Here is a 22785-nt window from a genome sequence, read left to right on the forward strand (position 1 = left end):
ATTTATGTTAAAACTATGATCACCATTGCTGGTGAACTTTAATTATAGATTTTTTCAATTTTCTAACTATGATTTTTTTAAAATCATAGCAATTATTTAATAAATAGCTTAAGCTTCGTAGATGTATTTGTTTTCAATTGAATAACATATTGACCTTGAGGTAAGTGGGAAACGTCAATTATTTCTACTTCATTTTTCGCAGGTCTGTTTATCACTTCAATACCAGAGAAGTTAACTATTCTTATTTGTTCGTTACCCTTAAAATCAGGAATTTTTAAATTGATATAATTGTTATTTCCTACAGGATTAGGGTATACTGATATGTCTTGAATGGTTGCATTTTCCATAACTCTGGTATTAGAATCTCTATTAATGCCAATTTTGCCAACCCCTGTGTTTTCAATTACAATAGATGGTACATCATCAGTATCGTTGAGATAATTACCATATTGGTACGGAATATTTAACTGGCAAGAACCAGGTTTATTTACATTGTCGCTATATCCCCAGGTAACATTGTCAAATTTGTTGCCACTTTGGTCTACATTTCCTTTTACATTTTCATACGCCCAAACTATTGGATTATGAGAATCCTTAAAATAATTGTTCTCTACCTTTAGGCAGGCGCCTGCACGAGTGTTGATTCCGGTAGAGTTAATTCCACTATAAAAATTATTGAAAATATGCCCTTGTCCACCACGGTATAGGGGAGTTCTAGAGCTTACATTATCAAAATAATTATGGTGAATAGTAATCTTTCTATCGTGCAGATCACTACTTGAGCTCCCCACCAGCATTGTCTTCCAGCTATCATGAAAATAGTTGTAGGAATAGGTAATGTATTCAGCATCTCTTTTAGCGTCAAGTAAGCCATCGTAGTAATCTTTATCGACACCTTGATACTCAGCATACAGCTCACAATGATCAACCCATATATGATCAGCAGGTCCTTCGATACTGATTGCATCTTTATCTCCGGTATCAACTTTTCTGATGGTTACATTTTGAATGATAATATTGCCTGCTTTGTATATTTTTATTCCAATACCATCAAATAAACCATTTGTTCCAATCCCTATGATAGAAATGTCTCTAACATCTTTTATTTCTATTTTCGATGCTGAAGTGTTCGATGGTGATATCCTTCCATTAATATAAATAGTTAAAGGTTGAGAAATTGAACCATATTTCTTGTTATTGATAGCTTCAATAATACAATCTCCTGTACCACATGTAACGCTTGTTCCGCCTTGACCTCCTGAAGTACCTCCGTTCAATGACGCATACCCTATTAATTCATTGGTTCCTATATATGGAATTGCTGAAGTTAAATTGGAATTAATAGAACCATTTACTTTAATCCAGTAAAAATATTCTGTTCCATTGTTGACATTATTATCGGTGTAATTCCTAGTACTTGCCGGAACAACCGCAATTCTGGTTCTGCCTTTCGGATCAGGGTCCGTATCGCGGTAAACTTCTAGAGTTGATATGGTTAAATTTTCTATACTCCAAGATAAATCCACTAGGCCACTTCCTGCATTAGACCGCAAATTGATTATTGGTCGGGCTTTAGGAGTAGCAGATGAGATATTAGAGTTTATCGAACCATTTGCTTTTATCCAGTAATAGTAAGTCGTTCCATTATTTACGTTTCTATCTGTAAAACTTCTGTCATTTGGCTGTACAAAAGCAATTCTTGTTCTTCCCTTTGGGTCGGGGTCTGTGTCGCGGTATACTTCAAGGGTGGTGACTGGAGGGTTTTCTATATTCCAGGACAAGTCCACAAAGCCATCATCCCCTGTTGCATTTAAATTTACTTTGGGGTCATCCTGTGGTCTGGCTTGTGCTACATTCGAATTAACTGAGCCATTAACCTTTATCCAGTAATAATAGGTTTGACCATTTGTCACATTTCTATCAGAAAAATTTCTTTCGTCTGAAGGGACAATGGCAATCCGTGTTCTGCCTTTAGGATCAGCATCTGTATCTCTGTAAACTTCTAATGCATAAACCTGCATATTTTGCACGCTCCATGATAAATCAACAAATCCATTTCCTGCTCTTGCTGATAATGAAGCATTAAATGCTGATTTGGATTTTGTAATAGTTGTTTTTTCGTCTAGAATTCTGTTTTCTGAATTGATAATAGAATTGATATTACTGTTTCCAAAAACAGCAATCACATTAAGAATTAGCACCATAATAGGTACTATTGATTTAAAATTCATGTTAAGTAATCTTTTGGTTGAACTTTCTTTAGCTGGTTGAAAATTGAAAAAATCTATAATATAAATCTTCACGAAGATAATAATATTAATAGCTTATAACTTGTTGTATGTCAGATTATGTATATCTTTTTTGGATCGTAGTTGTCCTGTTAGTTTTATTTATTTAGGTATTGATATCTGATAACTGACTTTTTCTATCCTCTATAGAGACAATGAGTGTTTTTTGTTTGGAGGATATAGTATAAACAAAGTATGGTAGTTAATTTTCCCTCAAAACTCGTCTGGTGTTAAAATCTTAATTCTTCTAATTAAAATCCTAAAACCTTAGTCCAGACTTTGGAAAAAAGTCCGGACTTAATCACAATTATTGGCCATAACATCCCCTCAGACTATATTTGATTTCCAACCGAGCCAATTTTTTACATTTAATTGAAAATTAATTTAACCCCAAGAAAGCCATGAAAAAATTGAACCTTGCATTGCTTGCTTTTTTCCTATTGGTATTAGGAGCATGTAGTGATGATGAAGAATCTAGAACTCGTATTGTAATTAGCCCGGGACCCGATGCTCAATCGGAAGTTCAAGCTGCTATGATTGAAGCTACGCCAGGTACTGATATTGTATTTGAAGCAGGTACTTATAACTTTACGAGTCAGCTATCAATTGATGATAAGAAGGACATTAGAATTATTGGAGCAGGAAGAACTTCTACTACCCTGAATTTTGCTCAACAAGCAGGCGGTGGTGAAGGTCTGTTAGCTACAAACTGCGAAAATATCTTGTTTCAGGATTTTACTATTGAAGATACAGATGGGGATGCACTGAAAACCCGTGACTGTGATTTTGTGACATTTTTAAACGTCGGAACTGTTTGGTCTGGTACTCCTGATGAAGGGAATGGTGCTTACGGGCTGTATCCAGTACTGTGTACTAATGTAATGATCGATGGTTGTTATGCCTACGGAGCTTCTGATGCGGGTATCTATGTAGGACAAACTACGAATGTAATTGTTAGAAATTCTACAGCTGAAGGAAATGTAGCAGGTATCGAGATTGAAAATACTATCAATGCTGATGTTTATGGAAATACAGCTACTGATAATACAGGTGGTATCCTTGTGTTTGATTTACCAGGATTAACTCAATATGGAAATACTTGCCGAATTTATAACAATACAGTTGACAATAATAACAGGACTAACTTTGCTCCGGCTGGAAATATTGTTGGAATTGTTCCTGCAGGTACGGGAGTGATGCTTTTAAGTACAAGAAAAGTTGAAATCTTTGATAACGACATTACCGATAATATGTATGGCAATGTTATTACAGCCAGTTATATGATTACTGGAAATGACCCGGGAGATCCAAATTATATTCAGATGTGGGATGAAATTTATGTTCATGATAACACTTATACAAGGGATGGACAATATAACCAGAATCAATCTGGAACAGCTTTATGTATCAGTAATGTGATTAGAACAAATGAACTTTCTCAACCAGATTTATTAATAGATGGTTTGGGATTAAGATTTTGTGCTCAAGAAGCTGCGGGAACATCGTTTATTAATATTGATGCTGGAAACTTGAATACTGAAACTTGTACAGGTAATGTGAAAACTGATATCACTGCACATGATTGTACAGGAACTGAATTGCCTGCTGTTTCTTTTAATCCTTACGGTACAAGTTTATAATTATTGAGGCATGAGAGTAAAACATTTTTTGATATTACTTGTAGCTGGTCTGGCTGTGGTAGGTTGTAGTGATTCCGAATCTGTTTCTCCGGAAGGAGTGAGGTTTCCTGAATCGCAAGTGTATGAGAAATTAAGTGATTATCAATTATTTGATGGTGACATTTCGGATCTGAATCCGGTTGAAGGTGTATTGCCTTATGATTTAAACACACCATTGTTTACTGATTATGCTTCTAAAAAACGTTTCGTATATGTGCCTGAAGGAAGCTCTGCAACATTTGATACTACTGATGTGTTGTCATTTCCAAAAGGTACTATTCTTGTAAAAAACTTTTATTATACCTTAGAATCAGGCGAAGATTTTATTATAGAAACCAGATTGCTTCTTCATCAGAATGACGGGTGGAATCTTGAGGTATATGAGTGGAATGACGAACAAACTGAAGCTTACAGGAATATTGTTGGTAATACTAAACCAATGACTTTTGTTGCTAACGGCCAAACATATTCGGTTGATTATATAATCCCTAATAAGAATCAGTGTAAGAACTGTCATGCAAGATCAAATACGAAAAAACCGATCGGGCCAAAAGTTCAAAACCTTAATAAAACTTATCAATATCATGATGGGGCTGCTAATCAAATTTCAAAATGGATTGAAAATGGTTTGTTAGAAGCACCGGAGCATAATGAGATCCCTCAATGGGTAGACTTTAGAGATGAGTCTCGTTCATTGACTGAGAGGGCTCGTGTTTATCTTGAAGTTAATTGTGGTCATTGCCATCAAAAGAATGGTTCGGCTTACAATTCCGGATTGTTCCTGAATTATTACAATACAGACTCTTTAAGCCTCGGGTTTAACAAGAACCCTGTTGCGGCAGGAGCTGGTTCTGGTGGACTAGATTTTGATATTGTTAAAGGTGATGCAGAATCATCGATATTATACTACCGAATGAACTCTACCGAAACTGAGGTTATGATGCCTGAATTAGGCAGGACAATTATTGATGAGGAAGGTGTAGCTCTAATAAGAGATTGGATTAATAGTCTTGAATAATATAGACATCGCTATTTGTTTAGCGGGGAGGCAAGAAATTGCCTCCTTTTTTATTTACATGCTTTTTTAAATCAATTTATACCCCCTTTGGTGTATTCGAATAGCCAAAGCAGGGTAGTGTATCTAATGCGATCAAGGTATTTTTATAAATTACCCTGAATGTTCCTTTGAGAGACTGACTACCGGAAATACATTTGCATTGTTTAGAATGAATCTAAATAAGAAATGCAAAAGGAAATCGTAAGTATAATTTTTCTGCTGGTAGCTGCCCTAAACTTGAATGCTCAGCATATTTTAACTCTTTCAGATGGACAATCTCCGGTAGAAGGGGCATACGTTAGTATTACCTCTATTCCGGACGGTGAAACTGCTACTTATATTTCGGGTACAAATGGAGAGGTGATCGCTCAATATTCCCTGCCATATTCTATTTATATTAGTCATCTCTCCTTTGTTCCTTTTGCTGATACTATACAGTCCGAAAAAGACCTTGAAATACGACTTGAAAGAAGCAATATCCAGTTAAATGATATTGTTGTAACTGGGGAGTTTGAACCAATTTCTGCTAAAAAATCTGTTTATAATGTCAGAACACTCTCCAGGGATCAAGTTCTTCAATTTGGAGCTACAAATATCTCGGATGTTCTATCCCGACAATTAAATTTCAGGTTTAACAGAGATAATGCAACAGGTTCATCGGGAGTATCTATTCAAGGGATTTCAGGTCAAAATGTAAAGGTTCTTATTAACGGTATACCCGTTTCAGGTAGACAGGGAGTTAACAATGAAATAGACCTTGGACAAATAGATATTTCATCAGTAGAGCGAGTTGAGATTGTTGAAGGACCAATGTCTGCAGTTTATGGTTCGGATGCGTTGGCAGGTGTTGTTAATATCATTACCCGGACTTTTGAAGAAAAGATTTTTCTTGAAGCCACCTTGCAGGAAGAATCGGTTGGTAATGAATATTCATTTTATAGTGAAGGAATTCATGCTCCGTCAATCAGAGTAGGGTATAAGCCTGGTGATTTTATCACTATAGGTTCTTCTATTCGTCTAAACAAGTTTGGTGGATGGACAGGAAATGCAACTGGAAGAGAAAAAGAATGGCATCCAAAAGATCAGCTTTTTTTATCCGGATCTGCAGAATTTACCAGAAATAATCTGTCATTTAATTATAAACTGGATTATCTAGATGAGAAAATCACCAACCTGGGATCAATTAATGATAATGATCCCTTAAAAGACCCAACAGCCATTGATGAGAAGTATATAGCTATTCGTTTTTTTCATCAGTTTAGCTTAAGCTGGAAACTCTTTAATCTGAAAAATTTTACATCAGCATCATACACAGACTATGATCGAGTCTCTCATCAATATGTTACCAACTTGAATACCGGTGATGAGCGAACAACTGTAGATTCTGAACAGGACACAACCAGTTACGACGTGTTTTTCTTAAGAAATGTCACTATGGATATATTGGGGAGCTCATCATTTGATCTTCAGATCGGAACTGAGATAAATCTGGAAAAAGCAGAAGGAACAACGCTTTCTACTGGAGCTAAGCGTATCAACAACTATGCACTGTTTTTACTTGGGGACATTAAGGTCGGTGATAAGTTGATGGTCAGGCCGGGTTTGCGGTTTTCAAAAAATAATGTATTTGACACCCGGCCTGTACCGTCACTAAACTTAAAATATACCTTAAACGATAAGGTAGATATCCGGTTTGCTTATGGAAGAGGTTTCAGAGTGCCTTCCATCCGGGAGTTATATCATGAGTTTATTGATTCAAACCATAATATTATTGGTAATGATCAATTGAAGCCAGAGTATTCAAATTCATTTAATACGGTCCTTGGCTTCCACCCAAAAAAATCATTAAACCTCAACTTCAAGTTATTCTATAATGATATTCAAGACAGGATAAGTTTACTGGGGACTACAGCAAATAACCAGTCAACAACCTATGTTAATCTTGAACGATATAAAACACTTGGTTCAGCCCTATATTCAAATTGGGAGTTCAAAGAATTAACAACTGAAATTGGAATTGGCTATACAGGATTATACCAAAGTCTTTTTGAATCTGATTATGAAGTGCCTCAGTTTGTTTATTCCCCAGAAGTAACTGTCAATATTAAATACAACTGGAAAAAAGCTCGAACTTATTTTACTGCTAACTGGAAGTTTAGCGGAGCACAAGAAAGATATCAATTATACTATCCGCAAGATTCATACGATCCTGAAGTTCGTAAAGGGGGGGTAGCTGGCTATCAAATGCTAGACCTTTCTTCCACAACCAATATCAAAGAAAATGTCCGTCTGAGTCTTGGTGTAAGAAATGCCTTGAACATCACAGCACTTCAGAATACATCAAGTCAGGGAGTTCATGGAGGAGGATCTTCTTCACCTATTTCTTATGGGCGGTCTTTTTATATCAATTTCATTTATCAATGGTCTAAATAACTAATCACTTAAAATGAACAAAATCAAATTACTTTTTCTGGCCTTTATTTTGGTCGTAATCAATACAGCATGTGGCGATGAAGATGAACCACAGTCTGTGTTAGTAAATTTTAATAACACTAATATCGGGGTTAGCCCGAATGAATCAGAGGTTGAATTAAAATTAGTCTTTTCAAGACCGGCACCAGAATCTGGAGAAATAAAAGTTAAATTCGGCTCTGATCTGATATACGGTCCTGAGGCAGATTTTTATACACAACCAGCAGCAAATTCTGATTTAGTCACAGTATCCTATGTCAAAGGTGATGAGTCGGCAATAATTAAAGTATTTACAGGCAGTGGATTGAATATTCAGGCTGATGAAGAGGTTGTATTTCAAGTTGAGCCATCAGAAGCTATTACCATACCAGGTATTCAGGATGAAGCTACAGTTTTATTTTCAGAGAATTTCATTTCTGAATCCGGGAGTTTGTCTTTTGATGCAGGAGGAGAAAGCTTTACCAAAGTTTCATTTGTTGATTTGAGTAAACTGACTGAAACAAGTGTTGATAAATTTACATGGGATCTGTCTTTTTATAATCTCCAGGGTGCTTTTTATGTATCTCTTAATAGTTCTGCTTTTGTCATGGCCCGGCCTTTGTCAAAATCCGATATTTCTGAAGTTGTACCTGAAGATACTCTTGACTTTGGATATGAAATGAATATCCCTCCGCCTAACTATGATCCCTCTATTGGTGCACACAACTGGGTAGACTCTTCAAATGGTGATTTGACTGCCGGAGTTATTGGTGAAATTTCAACTTTAGCTACTGAAAATCCTGTTTACGTGATAAAAAGGCCAGGTAAAGACTGGAAACTAGTTAAAATAACTGCTGAAAATGGGACCTATAAGGTAACAACCTCAAATATTGATGGCTCAAATATAAAAGACTATACAATTCAAAAAGTCCCCGATTATAATTTCACTTACCTGGAATTAGAAAACGGTGTTCAGCCTGTTGCTCCCAAGTCTGATTCATGGGATTTAATGTATGGAACTTATACAAAAGTTATTTCAATGGGGCCAGATGCATATATCCCATATGGTTATAAGGATTTTATTGTGATGAATAGAAAGAATACAACTGTAGCAAAAGTGTTGGTTGAAGATATAGCATATGAAGAAATTACACTTGACGATATCGAAAACCTTCAATTCAATGCAGAAATTGACGCATTGGGTTCCGACTGGAGAAGTTCTGGAGGGCCTACTTCATCACCAGCCGTTTATGAAGACAGATATTTTGTTATTCATGATTCACAGGGGAATTACTATAAACTTCAGTTTTTAAACATGACTTCCACAACAGGCGAAAGAGGTTATGTTGATTTCAAATTTCAATTAATATCAGAATAAACAATCATGGAGAAATTAACAAAATGGGTAGTAGTCTCATTAAGAGTTGGTTTAGGTGTATTATTTATTTATGCAGGTATCCAGAAGTTTATTTCTAAAGAAAGACCACCTGTAGATCCAACTGCTGAAGTGCCTGAGCATGTTATCAAGATTCGCTCATTAATCGGTGGAATGAAACAAACAGGATATTTCTGGGAAATGGTCGGAGTAGCAGAAATTGCTTGTGGCATCTTGTTAGTTTCACAGGTATTTGGGCTGCTTGGAGCTGTTATGTTAGTTCCAATAACTCTCAATGTTTTTTTGTTTCACTTGTTTCTGGAACCCCACGATAAGGGAGAGTTGTTAATGACATCCTTATATCTGATTCTGAATTTTCTATTAATATTTTACGATTATCCTAAACTTAAAACAGCGTTTTTACCTGGTAAATTATCCAAAATATGAAAAATCTATTTTACTCAATATTATTTATTCTTCCAGTGCTTCAAAGTCAGGCACAGAATAATATCAAGCAAGATCGTGAAGCAATTTTGAGTATGTGCGGTTGCTATGATGTGACATTTAATTTTGCAGAGACTTTTGCAGAAGATGAAAATTATGAATTTCATGATAACTACCGGGCAAAAGCTCTTGAATATGTTTTTCCTGTACTTTCCGAAGACAGTAAAATTGTTCTTCAGCATTTGCTAATTGTAGGTGATACAATGATTATCAAACACTGGCGTCAGGATTGGATCTATGAAAATGTAAACCTTTATACCTATGATTACGACAATCTGTGGCAATTTGAAAAACTAAAAAGTTCAAATGTAAAAGGACAGTGGACTCAAAAGGTTTTTCAGGTAGATGACAGCCCAAGATATGAAGGAACTGCTTCATGGGTGCATGTTGATGGCAAGCATTATTGGGAAAACACTACCAGTGCTCCATTACCAAGACGAGAGTTTTCCAAGAGAAAAGATTATAATGTCATGATTAGAAGAAACCGTCAGGAAATTACAAATGAAGGATGGATTCATGAACAGGACAATCAAAAAGTGATAAGAGATGATGCCGGAGATAAATTATTAGCAGGTGAAAAAGGCTGGAACACCTATAATCGAACTGAAGATAACCGATGTAATGTGGCAAAAACGTGGTGGGAAAAGAACCAGTTTTTTTGGGCGGATGTAAGAACAGTCTGGGACGAATTATTTGGTTTTAACCAATCTATCAAATTGAATAAAAAGGTGGATGATCAGCTCTTGTTTAGCAGATTATTTAGTCTTCAAGATGAACTTGTAGGAGATAATTATGATAGTGAAGAGGCCAGAACTCTAATCAGACAGACAATTCAAAAATATCTTGTGACTAATCAGAAACTGGTATCAAATAAATAAAGAAAAGGCCCTTTTGGGCCTTTTTTTATGATAATCCGGAAATTATACTGTCCTCATTAATGTCTATATTCTCTGCTGATGGCGTTGCAGGGAGACCAGGCATCCTTAGAATGTTTCCGGCAATTGGTACTAGAAAACCTGCACCGGCAGCAATCTCAAATTCTCTTATATTAATATCAAAATTCTTTGGCCTGCCCAATAGTTCTTCATCATCAGAAAGAGATTTTTGAGTTTTAGCAATACATATCGGAAGCCTCCCAAATCCTAATTCTTCAAATCGGTGTAATTGCCTGTGAGCTTTATTTGAAAGAATCACATACTGTGCTCCGTAAACTGTTTTACACACTTTTTCAATTTTTTCTTTTGGTGAATCCTCCAGATTGTAAGTAGGAATAAAATCTGATTTGCATAATCCGGTTGCTTTAATAACTTCTTCAGCAAGATCAGTTGTTCCTTTGCTTCCATCTGCAAATCCTGCGCTAACTACAAAAGGAACATTACAGTCTGCACATGCTTTTTTCAGAATGGAGATCTCTGCATCTGTGTCAGAATCAAATCTGTTAATGCATACAACAGAAGGAATTCCAAAGCTAGCTATTGTTTCAACATGCTTTCTCAAGTTTTCTTTGCCTTTAACTACCGCTTCCAGATCTTCCTCTTTAAGGTCTTTTAATGGTTTTCCGCCATGGTATTTTAATGCTCTTATTGTTGCTACAATTACCACTGCTTTGGGAGAAATACCTGCATATCTACATTTAATGTTAAAGAATTTTTCTGCACCCAGATCAGCTCCAAATCCAGCTTCTGTAACAACATAATCAGATAGGGACATTGCCATTTTTGTTGCAATAATACTGTTTGTGCCTTGAGCAATATTGGCAAATGGGCCGCCATGAATAATAGCAGGAGTTCCTTCAAGAGTCTGTACCAGGTTTGGCTTGATTGCATCTTTCAAAAGAGCAGCCATTGCTCCCTCTGCATTCAGGTCTCTGGCGAAAACAGGTGTGTTATCAAAGGTGTCTCCAATGTAAATATTACCTAACTTCTCTTTAAGGTCTTCGATATCCTTGCTAATACATAATATTGCCATAATTTCTGATGCAGCAGTGATATTAAACCCTGTTTCCATTGGTATACCACCGGATTTTCCTCCCAAAGCAGTAACTATTTTACGAAGTGCCCTGTCATTCATGTCCATGCATCGCTTCCATAAAACAGTTCGAGGATCAATCCCAAGGCTACGGGTTTTGCTTTGAATGTTATTGTCAATTAATGCTGCTAAAAGGTTATTTGCCTTTTCAATTGCAGAAAAGTCACCGGTGAAATGCAAGTTGATATCTTCCATCGGTACCACCTGAGCATATCCACCACCGGCTGCACCACCCTTAATTCCAAATACCGGTCCTAGTGATGGCTCCCTTAATACGACTGTTGTTTTCTTGTTTAATTTGGAAAGGCCATCTGCAAGACCTATCGAAGTAGTTGTTTTTCCTTCGCCTGCAGGAGTCGGAGTAATAGCAGTTACAAGGATGAGATTGCTATCTTTTAATTTATTATTATCAACTAAACTAAGAGGTAGTTTAGCTTTGTATTTACCATAATGTTCAAGGTCATCTCTATCAAGACCTAGTTTTAAGGCGATATTATCAATATGTTCTAATTGGCAGTTTTGTGCGATTTGGATATCAGATAACATAACAGGGTTAATTTGATTTTAACCAAATTAACCCTGTTTATTTTACCCCTTACTATCTAATCCCTTTGAGAGATATGATTTATATCATGTGTTAGCTTTGCTGGACAGCTTTTGAATTAGTTGTATATTCAGTGATGTCGAAAGCTAGTTTAATTATTTTCTCGATGTTGCCATAATCATTTCTAATAACTGAATAGGCTCCATAAAGAATAACTTTTTCACCATCGGATTTGTACCTGACAAACTCTCCACTTTTTATTAAACCATTTCGAAGGTCATCCCAAAAGTGACTATACTCTTCACTCTGAGAATATTCATCAGAAACGAACATTCGGTGATGTCTTCCAACGATCTGCTCTTTGCTATATTTCATTGCATCACAGAAGTTTTGATTGGCATCTAAAACATTTCCTGATGTATCAAATTCAATCATGCCGATATTACTATTTGAAATAGCTTTTAACTGGTTTTCGGCAATTGAAGAGTTTCTTCGCATTTCTTCCTGAGTTGCACTCAACTCTTCCATGTTTTGTCTCATTTCTTCTTCCTGAGCCCTCATTTCTTCAGTTTGTTGTTGCGATTGCTCAAGTAAGATCTGTGTTTTCTGAGTTAATTTTGAAGATGATATTGTAGCAGCAATAGTTTCGCTAACCCTGTTAAGGAATTTATGATGCTTATCTTCAAATTTTTTAAGAGTTGCTATTTCGAGGATACCAATTATTTCTTTATCAGTTTTAACAGGAAGGATAAGTATTTCCCTTGGAGATGACTCTCCCAATCCTGATGTGATTTGCATATAATTTGAAGGGACATCTTTTAGATATATTCTCTCACGCTCCAGGTAGCATTGACCTACTAGTCCTTCACCTATCATAATAGATTTATTGATGAATTTCTTTCTTTGGTATGCATAACATGCTTTAAGCTCCAGCTCATCAGAATTGTCATCTTTTCTAATGAAAAGCCCTGCCTGGTTAGCATCAAGGTAATTCACTAAATAAGAAACAATCGAATCTGACAATGACTCAAGGTCATTAACTTTAGAACGTACAATATCACTTACCTCAGCAATACCTTCAGTAATAAACTTCTCCTGTTTTTCTCTCAGGGCACTTTCCCTGATATTTTCGCGCATGTTCAACAAGGCTATTGCAAGCTTGTCATTTTCATTTGCTGTGAATTCAAGATCTAAATTTCCCTTTGCTATTTCATTAGCAAAGTCAATATTAGATTGAATATTCATTTCATTGTTTTTTAAGCTAATGATATTTTCAGCACTTGCTTTTGTTGACTGCTCAAGCTGATAGGTATAGGCTACTGCTATTGCTATTCCAACAGAATATAGTCCAGCATGAAATAGAAAGGTAGAGAAATCCATGTAGTCAAGCTGTGTGAAATATATCTGTTGATACGATTCAATCCCTTCAGTACTTCCTAAATATTGAATATATGCAAAAATTGAATGGTGAATAACTACCAGTAGAAATTGAGGAATAAATGCATATTTGTTTTGATAGGCAATCAGAGCTATAATTGCTATAAACGCTGTAAAGTGCATTTCAAATAAGCCATGCATCTGGTAGATGAATTGAGCCATGAAGATTCCGGCAACAAGGCTACCTATATACTGGTTTAATCTGGTTTCCTTGAATAAAAATTTGGCAGAAAAATATAGTGCCAGGTTCAGTGATCCAACTAAAACCCCTACCAGGAAAGTGTCATAGATAAAGGCTATTCCTATTCCAAAAATGAAGTACCCAATTAATAATGTTTCGAGTACCCGGTTTGATTTGTTATAAATCTGATCAAAAAATGGTTTGTATTTATTATCCATAACTTAACAATTAATCAAAATCTTTATTTATTTGCCGGTAATTCACACCCATACGATATATATGCTAGTTCCGGAAAGTTTGGTGGAGATGTACCAGCAGCAAGTGCTTTTAGAGCTAACTCGGCAAATCGAGTATTTTTTGAGGTACAAAACCTTGCTTTATTGTAATTACCTTTATAAAAAATATGATGGTCTTCAACGATAACTGCCTGAGGAGTACTATACACACCCAGTGCTTTGGCTATATTCCCATCATTATCAATGACAGTTTTTATTCCCAAATCATACTTAGATATGAATTCAGAAAGTTCTTTTTTATCTGTAGCTTCGATTACGGCAATAAAATTTACGGAGTCGCCATAATCTGTAACCATTTTTTTGAATTCATCAATATTAAATCTGGAACAAGGACACTCTCTATTGTAAAAATGGATGAATGTCTTTCCTGATAAATCTATAGACGAAATGTTTACAGAATCGCCACGTTCTACTTGTACTAAATCTTCAGGCACAGGCGTAGGAAGTAAGAACCGATATTCTTGCTCGTAAAAAATGTATCCAATTGAAGAAAGGATAACCAACACCCAAATACCAAAAAATATTTTCTTCATAGCTTTAAGGATGCGAATATAACCTAACGATTGTTTAAAGGTTTTAAAGCTGATTTTTGGGTATGTAATATCTAGCATGTGAAATCATAGAGTTGCTGAAGAAAAAGGTATTTATACTATTTTAAGTTGAATTGAATTATGACTTCTTAGGAATGAATTAAGTTTAATAGCTTTTAAATGATAATAAACTGTCAATAATCTTGATACTTGATAATTATGAATAAATATTTCTCATGTAACTAAAGTAGGAGATTTCATACCATTATGTGGTTAGTCACTGTTAGTTGAATTTTTTTTTGGTTAATTCACACCCCTCTTTTGTAATAAATACCTACCCCGGTAATTTTCATTTCCACCTATATTTGGTCTAGAAACTACCCAATAAATTCATGAGACTCATTTTATTTCTTTTATGTATTTCAATTTCATATCTAAATGCTCAAAACTTCCTTCATGTTGATGGTAAACAAATTATTGATAAAAATGGAGATGAGGTAATCCTTCGCGGTATCGGACTTGGAGGGCATATGTTGCAAGAGGGGTATATGTTAAAGGCTCCTTTTTCAGGTCAACAATATGTTTTTCGAGATTCAGTGAAAAGTCTTATAGGAGATGTGGCCACAGAAGAGTTTTATAGTACATGGCTTAAAAATCATACTCAAAAGACAGATATAGATTCGCTCAAAAAATGGGGGTTTAATTCAATAAGATTACCCATGCATTTCAATTTATTTACGCTTCCTGTTGATCAAGAGCCTGTTAAGGGTGAAAATACCTGGCTTGACAAGGGCTTTATGATGACTGATTCTTTACTTCGTTGGTGTGAGTCAAATGAGATGTATTTGATTTTAGATATGCATGCAGCTCCGGGTGGGCAAGGTCACGATCTTAATATTTCTGATCGTGATCCGTCAAAACCGTCACTTTGGGAAAGTGAAGAAAACAAGCAAAAGCTAATTGAATTATGGAAAAAACTCGCTTCCAGATACAAAGATGAAGAATGGATTGGTGGATATGACCTGATAAATGAACCCAATTGGGCATTTGAGGAAGGTAAAAACAAAAATGGCTTAGAGGAAACCAAAAATATTCCATTAAAAGAACTAATGGTTGAATTAACTCAATTAATAAGATCAATAGATTCAAACCATATAATTATTATAGAAGGTAACGGTTGGGGTAATAACTACAATGGGATTTTCCCACCTTGGGATGAAAATATGGTGGTGAGTTTTCATAAATATTGGAATTACAACCGAAAGGAAGATATTCAGTGGGCTTTGGATATTCGTGATAAATATGATATTCCAATATGGCTGGGGGAATCAGGTGAAAATTCGAATGTGTGGTTTAGAGATGCTATTAAATTAATGGAAGAAAATGGCATTGGCTGGTGTTGGTGGCCTCTAAAAAAACTTGGGTATAATAACCCTCTTCAGGTCAAAATTAATGAAGGGTATCATGACATTCTATCATATTGGCGAGGCGAAAAAAATAAACCATCTAGAGAAAAAGCAGCTGAAGCATTCATGCAGTTGGCTGAAGACCTTAAAATGGAAAACAATATTATTAACTATGATGTAATCGATGCAATGTTCAGGCAGGTTAGGTCAAATGAAGTGTTACCTTTTAAAGATCACATGAAGAATGGTAATGTTATTCTGGCAGTAGATTATGATCTTGGAATTATTGAAAAGGCATATTACGATCACAATCATGCTAATTATTATATCTCAACTGGGGGAGACCGTCAAAAATGGAATTCAGGTGGAACTTATAGAAATGACGGGGTTGATATTTATGTAGATGAAATTGGAGAATACTATATCAGTGATTTTACTGAAGGTGAATGGCTTCATTATACATTTGATATTGATGCAGAAATAAAGCCTGAATTATCATTAATAATTAACGCTAAAAATAATGAGGCTAAGATTTCTGTATTTTTAAATGAAAATCTGATAGACAGGCTTACAATATCACCAAAACAAAAGTTTGATGAATTAACAATAGGTCGTGTGCAGCTAAAAAAAGGCCACAATACAATTAAAATATTAGTTGAAAAGGGTAGTGCTGAATTTAAATCAATATTATTTACTGACGCATCATAGTTTTTAAATTAGGCATTTTTTTACCGAAGGTACTTAAGCCATCCAACGCATTTTTCATTGAGATAAATTGAGGGTCAAGGTTCTTTTTAAGAATGATCCTTAGTTCACCTGCATCCATTTTTGGAGCATCAGGGATAAAAACAGAATAATACTCTTCATCAGTATCATCAGTGATAAATGCAATTCTTAAAAAATTGTCTTCAGGTAACAAAATAGGTTTCCATGGAGATTTAAGGCCTTCGCTTTCGGAAATAAATCTGAATTTAAGAACCTGTAAAAAGGGGAATGATCTGAATAGGATTTCTTCTACTTCCGTTCCCCAGCCTTTAATTAACCCCTTTTTTATTAGATAACCAGCGAGGTAACATATAAGAAGAATAATAATTGTAACAGCTATTGCAATAGCTAAAGATGCTCCCAGAAGCGAATCGATTCCTGTTGATTTAACTACTTTGTTAGCTAAGGGTAATATCATGCCGACAATTTTCGTGACAATAAAAAACATGATTGTCACGGGGATTAGGAAAAGTACTCCTCCGATGAGAATTTTTTTTGTTGTCTTTTTGAAAACTGACATATGATATTACCTGATTTGTTTCTTTAATATAATATGGATTTCACAATTTCATGGTATTCTAATTTAAAAAAAGAGCTTAGGTTCATATTTAAATAAAATATTCTACAAGTCCGAAAATCAGAACCATCGTCCATAAAATTGTTCGCCACTTATTAACTTTTATGAGCCTTAGACTTAAATTCTTGTGGTCTGTTGAATGCTGAAAGAGATTGTGTATAGGAACAGCAGCTAAAAAAGTATTTAACCAGATAATAATAACCAAAAACAGGCTTATGAGATTATAAATACTGGTATTGTTAAATGCTAAACAGGTAATAACTACCAATTGAGATAGCATTTATGGAATAACTAGTAATGAAATTCTTTTAACATATATTTTATGCCAGCTGATAATCTTGCTGTTGTCTATATATGCAAAAGATGGGTAAACTATTAGTTGAGTCATCCATATTAATATTACTAACCCTGTATCGATAATTAGTCTTGTCATGATCATAATAACAAAACTGCAAGTAGAGATTTATTGTTTTTACTTATTTATTGCTTATTAACGGTTTAAGGTATGTGCTAATTGGCTTATATTTAATAAAGGCTACTTATTTACTGTTTTGAAGCATTTTATACTTATATCCTGTTTGATTTTTGCTCTGACTGAAGTTACTATTTCGGCTCAAAGCTCAATTATGTATCAAGAGATAAAAAAGGCTGACTGGTTTACTATTGCCGGCGGGTCTTATGGCCGAATAGGAGTTGGATGGACACCCAGCATTTCATCTGTAAGCGGACGAAGACTTAATCTGAACCGGATGGGAAGTATCGGTGGCAGGATGGAGGAACAGGATTACCTTGAAATTGGATTGGCTTTTAAAGTCCGGCCTGCTAAACTAACACGTGATTCTACAGAAATTAATATTCAGTTTAGAGCAGCCGTTTATACCCGTGGAGCGGCTTATTTCGGAAATAGTAGTACATCAAGTGTCGATGGATTAACCTTCGTGTTACCAGAATTATATGTTGAAGGTAAAAATGTACTTACCAAAGGGTTAAACATATGGGTAGGGAATCGCTTATACAGAGGCAATGATGTGCATATAGCAGACTATTTCTATTTTAATGATCATTCCGGACAAGGATTCGGAATTGAATATAAAAACAATCGGGCGAGTGTCAATTTTGTATCCTCAACTGATACTACAGCCACAGTACCGCCATATTTTTACCTTAACTATTTATCTGGTACACCAAGTCTTGAAATCCGGAACAGGATTGTTTATTCATATGAACATGACCTTCATTTTGGTAAGTACTCTTTAGTTACATTTTTAGGGGAGTTCCACCGGATAGGTGACCCTTCTGATAATCCTGGAACAGCTAATGATTTGTTTTCATTTCCAGGTGATTATGGTTGGGTTGTTGGAGCTAAGTATCAACATGAGAACTTAACTTATGGAATATTAAAACCAGGGTCTTTTAATCAGTTAGCCGTTCGATATGGAAGCGGAATTGCAAACGGTGGTGACGGAGGATCGTCAAGAACCTGGGAAACATTTGGTGCTGTTGATACAGTTGATTTTAAATTCAGGGATGCATATTCTTGGCATATTGTAAACCATTTTTTACTCAACTTTTCAACAAAATTTAGCCTCAACGGCTATGTTGTTTATAATTATAGTCGTGGGGCTGCAGAATCTTCAGGAGAAGCTACTACCTACCTGGGCAGAACTGTTTATAATCAAAAGAAGGATTTTACCTTTGGGCTACAGGGGTTGAATTATATAACTGATGTATTTCATTGGAGAACAGAATTACATTATAGCCAGCGTAGGCAAGGGTTAGACCCTTGGTATCGTGTTTTTAAATTAAGTTTCGTTCCAACACTTGCTTTAAGAGGAGAACGGTCGGTTTGGTCAAGGCCACATATCCGGTTTGTTTATTCAATTGCCCGTTTTAATGATGCTGCCCAAAACGATCAGTTCTCACCATATTTACAGCTTACCGGTCCAAAAGAATGGGGGCATTATTTTGGAATAAGAGCCGAATGGTGGACCTGGTGATAGTATAACTCAATTAAAAATTCGGTAGCATCAAAATATATTTTTATATTAACTATGCTATAAATGTCTAAAGCCAGTATTTTTTAATAATACCCAAGATGAAAAATAGTTTTCTATTAAGTGTTTTTGCCTTTTTTATTAGTGTTTCTTTACCAGGTCAAAACCCGGAAGTTGAAAAGTTAAAATCAGAACTTAATGACTTCTCATTAGAGTTAAAATCAATAGAACAGTCAATAGAAAAATATTCTGATAGCAAGGATAGTCTGGATATCTATTCAGAAAGGCTGCTTCAACTAGAAAACGCCATAAACGAAAAGCTTGACTTTATTAAAGACCTTGAAACGGAACCTGCCGCCAGACTAGAAGAACTTGGTCCGGAGCCAAAAGAAAACGACCCACCAGAGACCGAGCTTGTTAGCGGCCTTAGAAAACAACTTAATACTGAGTTAGCAACGATTGAAGAATTACGTCAGTCAGCAAACTTAATTGATATTAGAAGTAATGAATTGCTTACTGATATCACAAAGTTGAAAAGGGATTTGTTTTTTGAAGGCTTAGGAAACAGGCAATTTTCAATACTTTCTCCAACACTATGGGAAGCGGCTAAACAGGAAGCCCCACTTGCCTATGATGAAATAAAATCTTTCTTTGATAATTGGCAAAAAAATCAGGAGTCTAAGGGTACATACCGATTTACTATGCTGATAGTATGGGTTGTCTTCATTGCTCTTCTTGTTATATTTTATTTGATCTCAAAAAATAGTTTTTGGAAACATATTGATGAATATTTTTATAAGGATGGGGAGCTAAATTATATTGATAAAAGAAGGAGAGCAGCAACGAAAAGTTTTTCTGATGTGCTATTGCTCTTTTTAGCTTTTCTAATAGTCTACTGGGTTTTTAAAAGTTTTGATATAGTTACTGATTATAATAAGGAGTTTTATAAGCGAGTATTTTTTGGCATTATTCTGACAGTTTTCTTTGTTAAATATATGAGGAGTGCCATCTCTCCAAAATCAGGTAAATGGAGGCTGATTAATTGTAATGGTAAGTTGGCCTGGCAAATTGTGTTTCTAATAACCTCCATTTTTATACTTTTTATTATTGACAGGGTGACTACTGCCGGTATATTATTAATATATGAGCCTGGTAAAAGTCTGGTATTAGCTATTTCTGGTATTGCTGTGATATTGAAATTGTTTTGTATCATTTTACTAACTAGAAAGAAATTATGGATACCTGAATTCAATCTAGAAGGTGATGGAGTTCAAAAACCTAAGTTAAGGTTTGAGTTTTTAAGAAGAGGAGTCAGACTCGCAGCAATTTTATTACTACTGCTTTTAATAGTGGGATTCATTAAACTTAGTTCATTTATCGTTTATCGATTTGTTCTTATCTCATTTTTTATTGCTTTTGCTATTGCAGTAAGAGACCTACTCGTTTGGGGTATTACAAGTATTCAGAATTTTACCGATGGCTCTAAAGAACTAGCAGATGCAGATGCAGAAGAGGAGGAAGAATCTACCATAAATTTCTGGACACGGGTAATTGTAGATATAGCCTTGCCATTTCTTCTTTTTCCATTATTTCTTGTTACCCTCGGGCTAGATAAGTTAAATATCCAACGAGTATACTCCTTTTTTGAGTCTGATATTGAGATAGGGGCTGTTTCATTTTCAATTACAAATCTTTTATACGGGTTTTTGGTTTTTATTGCCGTAATAGCAATTACTAAGTGGGTTTCCGGAATGTTTGAGAAGAAGGTTCTTAATCAATCACACTTTGATCCGGGACTTAGAAACTCGATGAAGACGCTTACAAGTTACTTTGGAATGCTAATAGCTATTCTTCTTGCAATGGCCACAGTTGGAATTGATTTTTCCAAGATTGCACTTATTGCAGGAGCTTTATCAGTTGGTATAGGTTTTGGACTGCAAAGTATTGTAAGCAATTTTGTTTCAGGATTAATCCTTCTTTTCGAAAGGCCAATTAAGATTGGTGACTGGATTATTGTTAATTCAGGAGAAGGGCATGTAAAACATATTGGTGCACGTGCAACTCAAATTCAGACGTTTGATCAGTCAACGATAATTATCCCGAATTCCGAGCTGGTGTCAAGCTCATTAACAAACTGGTTTCATACTAACAGAAGGGGAAGAATTGTAATTCCCGTAGGTGTATCTTATGATTCTGATCCTGAAAAAGTTAGGGAGGTACTAAAAGAGGCTGTTTCAAGCCACCCTTCAATTATGAAACTACCTCCTGTATCAATTTACTGGAGTGATTTTGCAGATAGCTCTCTTAATTTTGAGGTAAGAGCATTTATTAGAAATTATGATGAAGTAATTACAGTGAAGACAGATCTCAGGTTCGCAATTTTTAAAGGACTTAAACAAGCAGGCATTACAATTCCGTTCCCTCAGAGAGATGTTCACTTTTACCCACAGCAATCTGTTCCAGACAATGGAAAAAATAATTCTGGAACTAAACCAGGTGATGATTCAGATGAAAAGCCTAAATCACCCAAAAAGTCTAAGGAATAAAAATTATTTTAACATATCAGGATCTGCGACAGTTCTGAATCCCAGATGGTCTGAACCGGTATCCATACTAGATGCCATTCTTGCAGACACTCGGTAGCTGGCACAATATGATGAATGACATAAAAATGATCCTCCTTTAATAACTTTTACAGGTTCATAAGGCCGTTGAGGATCAAAGTATTCAGATGATCCTGTCGGGTTAGAAATTGTCTTCGCAGGATTTAGTGATTTGTAATAATTAGCATGATACCAATCTTGAGTCCATTCCCAGACATTACCTGCCATGTCATAAATACCGGCTGAGTTTGGAGGGTATGATTTTACAGGAGAGATATATTCAAACCCATCTTTGGATTCATTTTTTGTAGGAAATATACCCTGCCAGGTATTTGCCATTTCATTGATTTTTGAATCATCATCACCCCACGTATAAGTGCACATGGCAAATGTGCCTCTCGCTGCAGCTTCCCATTCAGCTTCAGTTGGGAGTCTTCTATTTGCCCATTTGCAATACGCCAATGCATCTTCAAAAGCAATATGCACAACAGGAAAGTTGTCTTTTCCTTCAATTGTGGTTCCCTGGCCATATGGCTGGCGCCAGTTCGCTCCTTTTACCCAACTCCACCATTGATAGTAATTATTAAGGTCAGTAACCTGCTCCAAACTTCGGTTGAATGTCAAGGAACCAGGAGCTAACATCGAATCTGGTGGTTTTGGAGTGTCTGGAGGAAGGCTTTTTCTCATTTCTTCCCAGTCAATAGGTCTTTCTGCCACAGTAACATACCCTGTTTCTTCTACAAATTTTTTGAATTCTTTATTTGTTACTTCATGAATATCAATGAAAAATCCATCAGTATAAACTTCGTGAGCAGGCTTCTCATGCTCTAAAGCAAATTCATCATTTGGTAATGCGCCTTGAGTGAATTTTTTTGCCGGTATCCAAACCATCCCCTCAGGGGTAGGAACAGGTGCAGGAGTATATTCACTTGTTGAGCTTTGAAGTGTGGTAGTTTTATCTTCAGTTGTCTGATTAGAACATGCTGAAAATAAATAACATGAAGCTATGAATACAATAAAGAAAACTGTTCTCATTGGAAGATGTCGTGTGTTTTTGTTCATTAAGTTAA

The 22785-nt window shown here is 35.6% G+C and carries 15 protein-coding genes; 9 read left to right on the forward strand and 6 right to left on the reverse strand.

The window, feature by feature from the left end; genetic code table 11:
• Window positions 1–92: 92 nt before the first annotated feature.
• Window positions 93–2204, reverse strand: coding sequence for a pectate lyase family protein (locus HH304_RS18390; RefSeq protein WP_271711691.1), 2112 nt, complete (start codon window positions 2202–2204; stop codon window positions 93–95).
• Between the two features lie 485 nt (window positions 2205–2689).
• On the opposite strand from HH304_RS18390, the gene HH304_RS18395 reads away from it, so the two are divergent.
• The 6 genes from HH304_RS18395 (at window position 2690) to HH304_RS18420 (ending at window position 10232) form a co-directional block, all read left to right on the forward strand.
• The gene (locus tag HH304_RS18395; RefSeq protein ID WP_169684749.1) at window positions 2690–3928 is read left to right on the forward strand and encodes a parallel beta-helix domain-containing protein; all 1239 of its coding nucleotides are present in this window, start codon (window positions 2690–2692) and stop codon (window positions 3926–3928) included.
• Between the two features lie 10 nt (window positions 3929–3938).
• Window positions 3939–4985, forward strand: a complete 1047-nt coding sequence (locus HH304_RS18400; RefSeq protein WP_169684750.1) for an SO2930 family diheme c-type cytochrome — start codon at window positions 3939–3941, stop codon at window positions 4983–4985.
• A gap of 225 nt (window positions 4986–5210) precedes the next feature.
• Entirely contained in the window at window positions 5211–7457 is a 2247-nt protein-coding gene (locus HH304_RS18405) for a TonB-dependent receptor plug domain-containing protein (protein ID WP_169684751.1), read from the forward strand.
• A 13-nt stretch (window positions 7458–7470) separates the two neighbouring features.
• Window positions 7471–8853: an HmuY family protein gene (locus tag HH304_RS18410; RefSeq protein WP_169684752.1), complete on the forward strand. Its 1383-nt coding sequence runs from the start codon at window positions 7471–7473 to the stop codon at window positions 8851–8853.
• A gap of 6 nt (window positions 8854–8859) precedes the next feature.
• Window positions 8860–9297: a DoxX family protein gene (locus tag HH304_RS18415; RefSeq protein ID WP_169684753.1), complete on the forward strand. Its 438-nt coding sequence runs from the start codon at window positions 8860–8862 to the stop codon at window positions 9295–9297.
• Window positions 9294–10232, forward strand: coding sequence for a DUF6607 family protein (locus tag HH304_RS18420; RefSeq protein ID WP_169684754.1), 939 nt, complete (start codon window positions 9294–9296; stop codon window positions 10230–10232). Before HH304_RS18415 ends, HH304_RS18420 begins: the two co-directional genes overlap by 4 nt.
• Window positions 10233–10257: 25 nt before the next feature.
• Here HH304_RS18420 and HH304_RS18425 read toward each other — a convergent pair whose 3' ends face one another.
• The 3 genes from HH304_RS18425 to HH304_RS18435 form a co-directional block, all read right to left on the reverse strand.
• On the reverse strand, window positions 10258–11928 hold the full coding sequence (locus tag HH304_RS18425) for a formate--tetrahydrofolate ligase (protein ID WP_169684755.1): 1671 nt from the start codon (window positions 11926–11928) through the stop codon (window positions 10258–10260).
• 91 nt (window positions 11929–12019) lie between these two features.
• Window positions 12020–13762, reverse strand: coding sequence for a GAF domain-containing protein (locus HH304_RS18430; protein WP_169684756.1), 1743 nt, complete (start codon window positions 13760–13762; stop codon window positions 12020–12022).
• Between the two features lie 23 nt (window positions 13763–13785).
• On the reverse strand, window positions 13786–14373 hold the full coding sequence (locus HH304_RS18435) for a TlpA family protein disulfide reductase (RefSeq protein WP_169684757.1): 588 nt from the start codon (window positions 14371–14373) through the stop codon (window positions 13786–13788).
• 389 nt (window positions 14374–14762) lie between these two features.
• Between HH304_RS18435 and HH304_RS18440 the strand changes: the two genes are divergently transcribed.
• Window positions 14763–16484, forward strand: coding sequence for a cellulase family glycosylhydrolase (locus HH304_RS18440; RefSeq protein WP_169684758.1), 1722 nt, complete (start codon window positions 14763–14765; stop codon window positions 16482–16484).
• Here the strand turns inward: HH304_RS18440 and HH304_RS18445 are convergent.
• A complete protein-coding gene (locus tag HH304_RS18445) occupies window positions 16468–16959 on the reverse strand; it encodes a DUF502 domain-containing protein (protein ID WP_169684759.1) in 492 nt (163 codons plus the stop codon). The two genes, HH304_RS18440 and HH304_RS18445, sit on opposite strands and share 17 nt — an antisense overlap.
• 785 nt (window positions 16960–17744) lie before the next feature.
• On the opposite strand from HH304_RS18445, the gene HH304_RS18450 reads away from it, so the two are divergent.
• Both HH304_RS18450 and HH304_RS18455 read left to right on the forward strand, forming a co-directional pair.
• Window positions 17745–19115, forward strand: coding sequence for a carbohydrate porin (locus HH304_RS18450; protein WP_169684760.1), 1371 nt, complete (start codon window positions 17745–17747; stop codon window positions 19113–19115).
• Window positions 19116–19213: 98 nt separating this feature from the next.
• Entirely contained in the window at window positions 19214–21658 is a 2445-nt protein-coding gene (locus HH304_RS18455; protein ID WP_169684761.1) for a DUF3772 domain-containing protein, read from the forward strand.
• A 3-nt stretch (window positions 21659–21661) separates the two neighbouring features.
• Here the strand turns inward: HH304_RS18455 and HH304_RS18460 are convergent, their stop codons facing one another.
• Complete coding sequence (locus tag HH304_RS18460; RefSeq protein ID WP_169684762.1) at window positions 21662–22777, reverse strand: formylglycine-generating enzyme family protein; 1116 nt, start codon at window positions 22775–22777, stop codon at window positions 21662–21664.
• Window positions 22778–22785 lie beyond the last annotated feature (8 nt).

Origin of the sequence: Marinigracilibium pacificum, from assembly GCF_012926615.1 — a bacterium.
GTDB lineage: Bacteria > Bacteroidota > Bacteroidia > Cytophagales > Cyclobacteriaceae > Mangrovivirga > Mangrovivirga pacifica.

Bases quoted from the DNA above. Each gene is read 5' to 3' on its own strand.
- HH304_RS18440 (WP_169684758.1), top strand. From the start codon at position 14,763: ATGAGACTCATTTTATTTCTTTTATGTATTTCAATTTCATATCTAAAT.
- HH304_RS18415 (WP_169684753.1), top strand. From the start codon at position 8,860: ATGGAGAAATTAACAAAATGGGTAGTAGTCTCATTAAGAGTTGGTTTA.
- HH304_RS18425 (WP_169684755.1), bottom strand. From the start codon at position 11,928: ATGTTATCTGATATCCAAATCGCACAAAACTGCCAATTAGAACATATT.
- HH304_RS18430 (WP_169684756.1), bottom strand. From the start codon at position 13,762: ATGGATAATAAATACAAACCATTTTTTGATCAGATTTATAACAAATCA.
- HH304_RS18410 (WP_169684752.1), top strand. From the start codon at position 7,471: ATGAACAAAATCAAATTACTTTTTCTGGCCTTTATTTTGGTCGTAATC.
- HH304_RS18405 (WP_169684751.1), top strand. From the start codon at position 5,211: ATGCAAAAGGAAATCGTAAGTATAATTTTTCTGCTGGTAGCTGCCCTA.
- HH304_RS18400 (WP_169684750.1), top strand. From the start codon at position 3,939: ATGAGAGTAAAACATTTTTTGATATTACTTGTAGCTGGTCTGGCTGTG.
- HH304_RS18390 (WP_271711691.1), bottom strand. From the start codon at position 2,204: ATGGTGCTAATTCTTAATGTGATTGCTGTTTTTGGAAACAGTAATATC.
- HH304_RS18420 (WP_169684754.1), top strand. From the start codon at position 9,294: ATGAAAAATCTATTTTACTCAATATTATTTATTCTTCCAGTGCTTCAA.
- HH304_RS18395 (WP_169684749.1), top strand. From the start codon at position 2,690: ATGAAAAAATTGAACCTTGCATTGCTTGCTTTTTTCCTATTGGTATTA.
- HH304_RS18460 (WP_169684762.1), bottom strand. From the start codon at position 22,777: ATGAACAAAAACACACGACATCTTCCAATGAGAACAGTTTTCTTTATT.
- HH304_RS18450 (WP_169684760.1), top strand. From the start codon at position 17,745: ATGTATCAAGAGATAAAAAAGGCTGACTGGTTTACTATTGCCGGCGGG.
- HH304_RS18435 (WP_169684757.1), bottom strand. From the start codon at position 14,373: ATGAAGAAAATATTTTTTGGTATTTGGGTGTTGGTTATCCTTTCTTCA.
- HH304_RS18455 (WP_169684761.1), top strand. From the start codon at position 19,214: ATGAAAAATAGTTTTCTATTAAGTGTTTTTGCCTTTTTTATTAGTGTT.
- HH304_RS18445 (WP_169684759.1), bottom strand. From the start codon at position 16,959: ATGATATTACCCTTAGCTAACAAAGTAGTTAAATCAACAGGAATCGAT.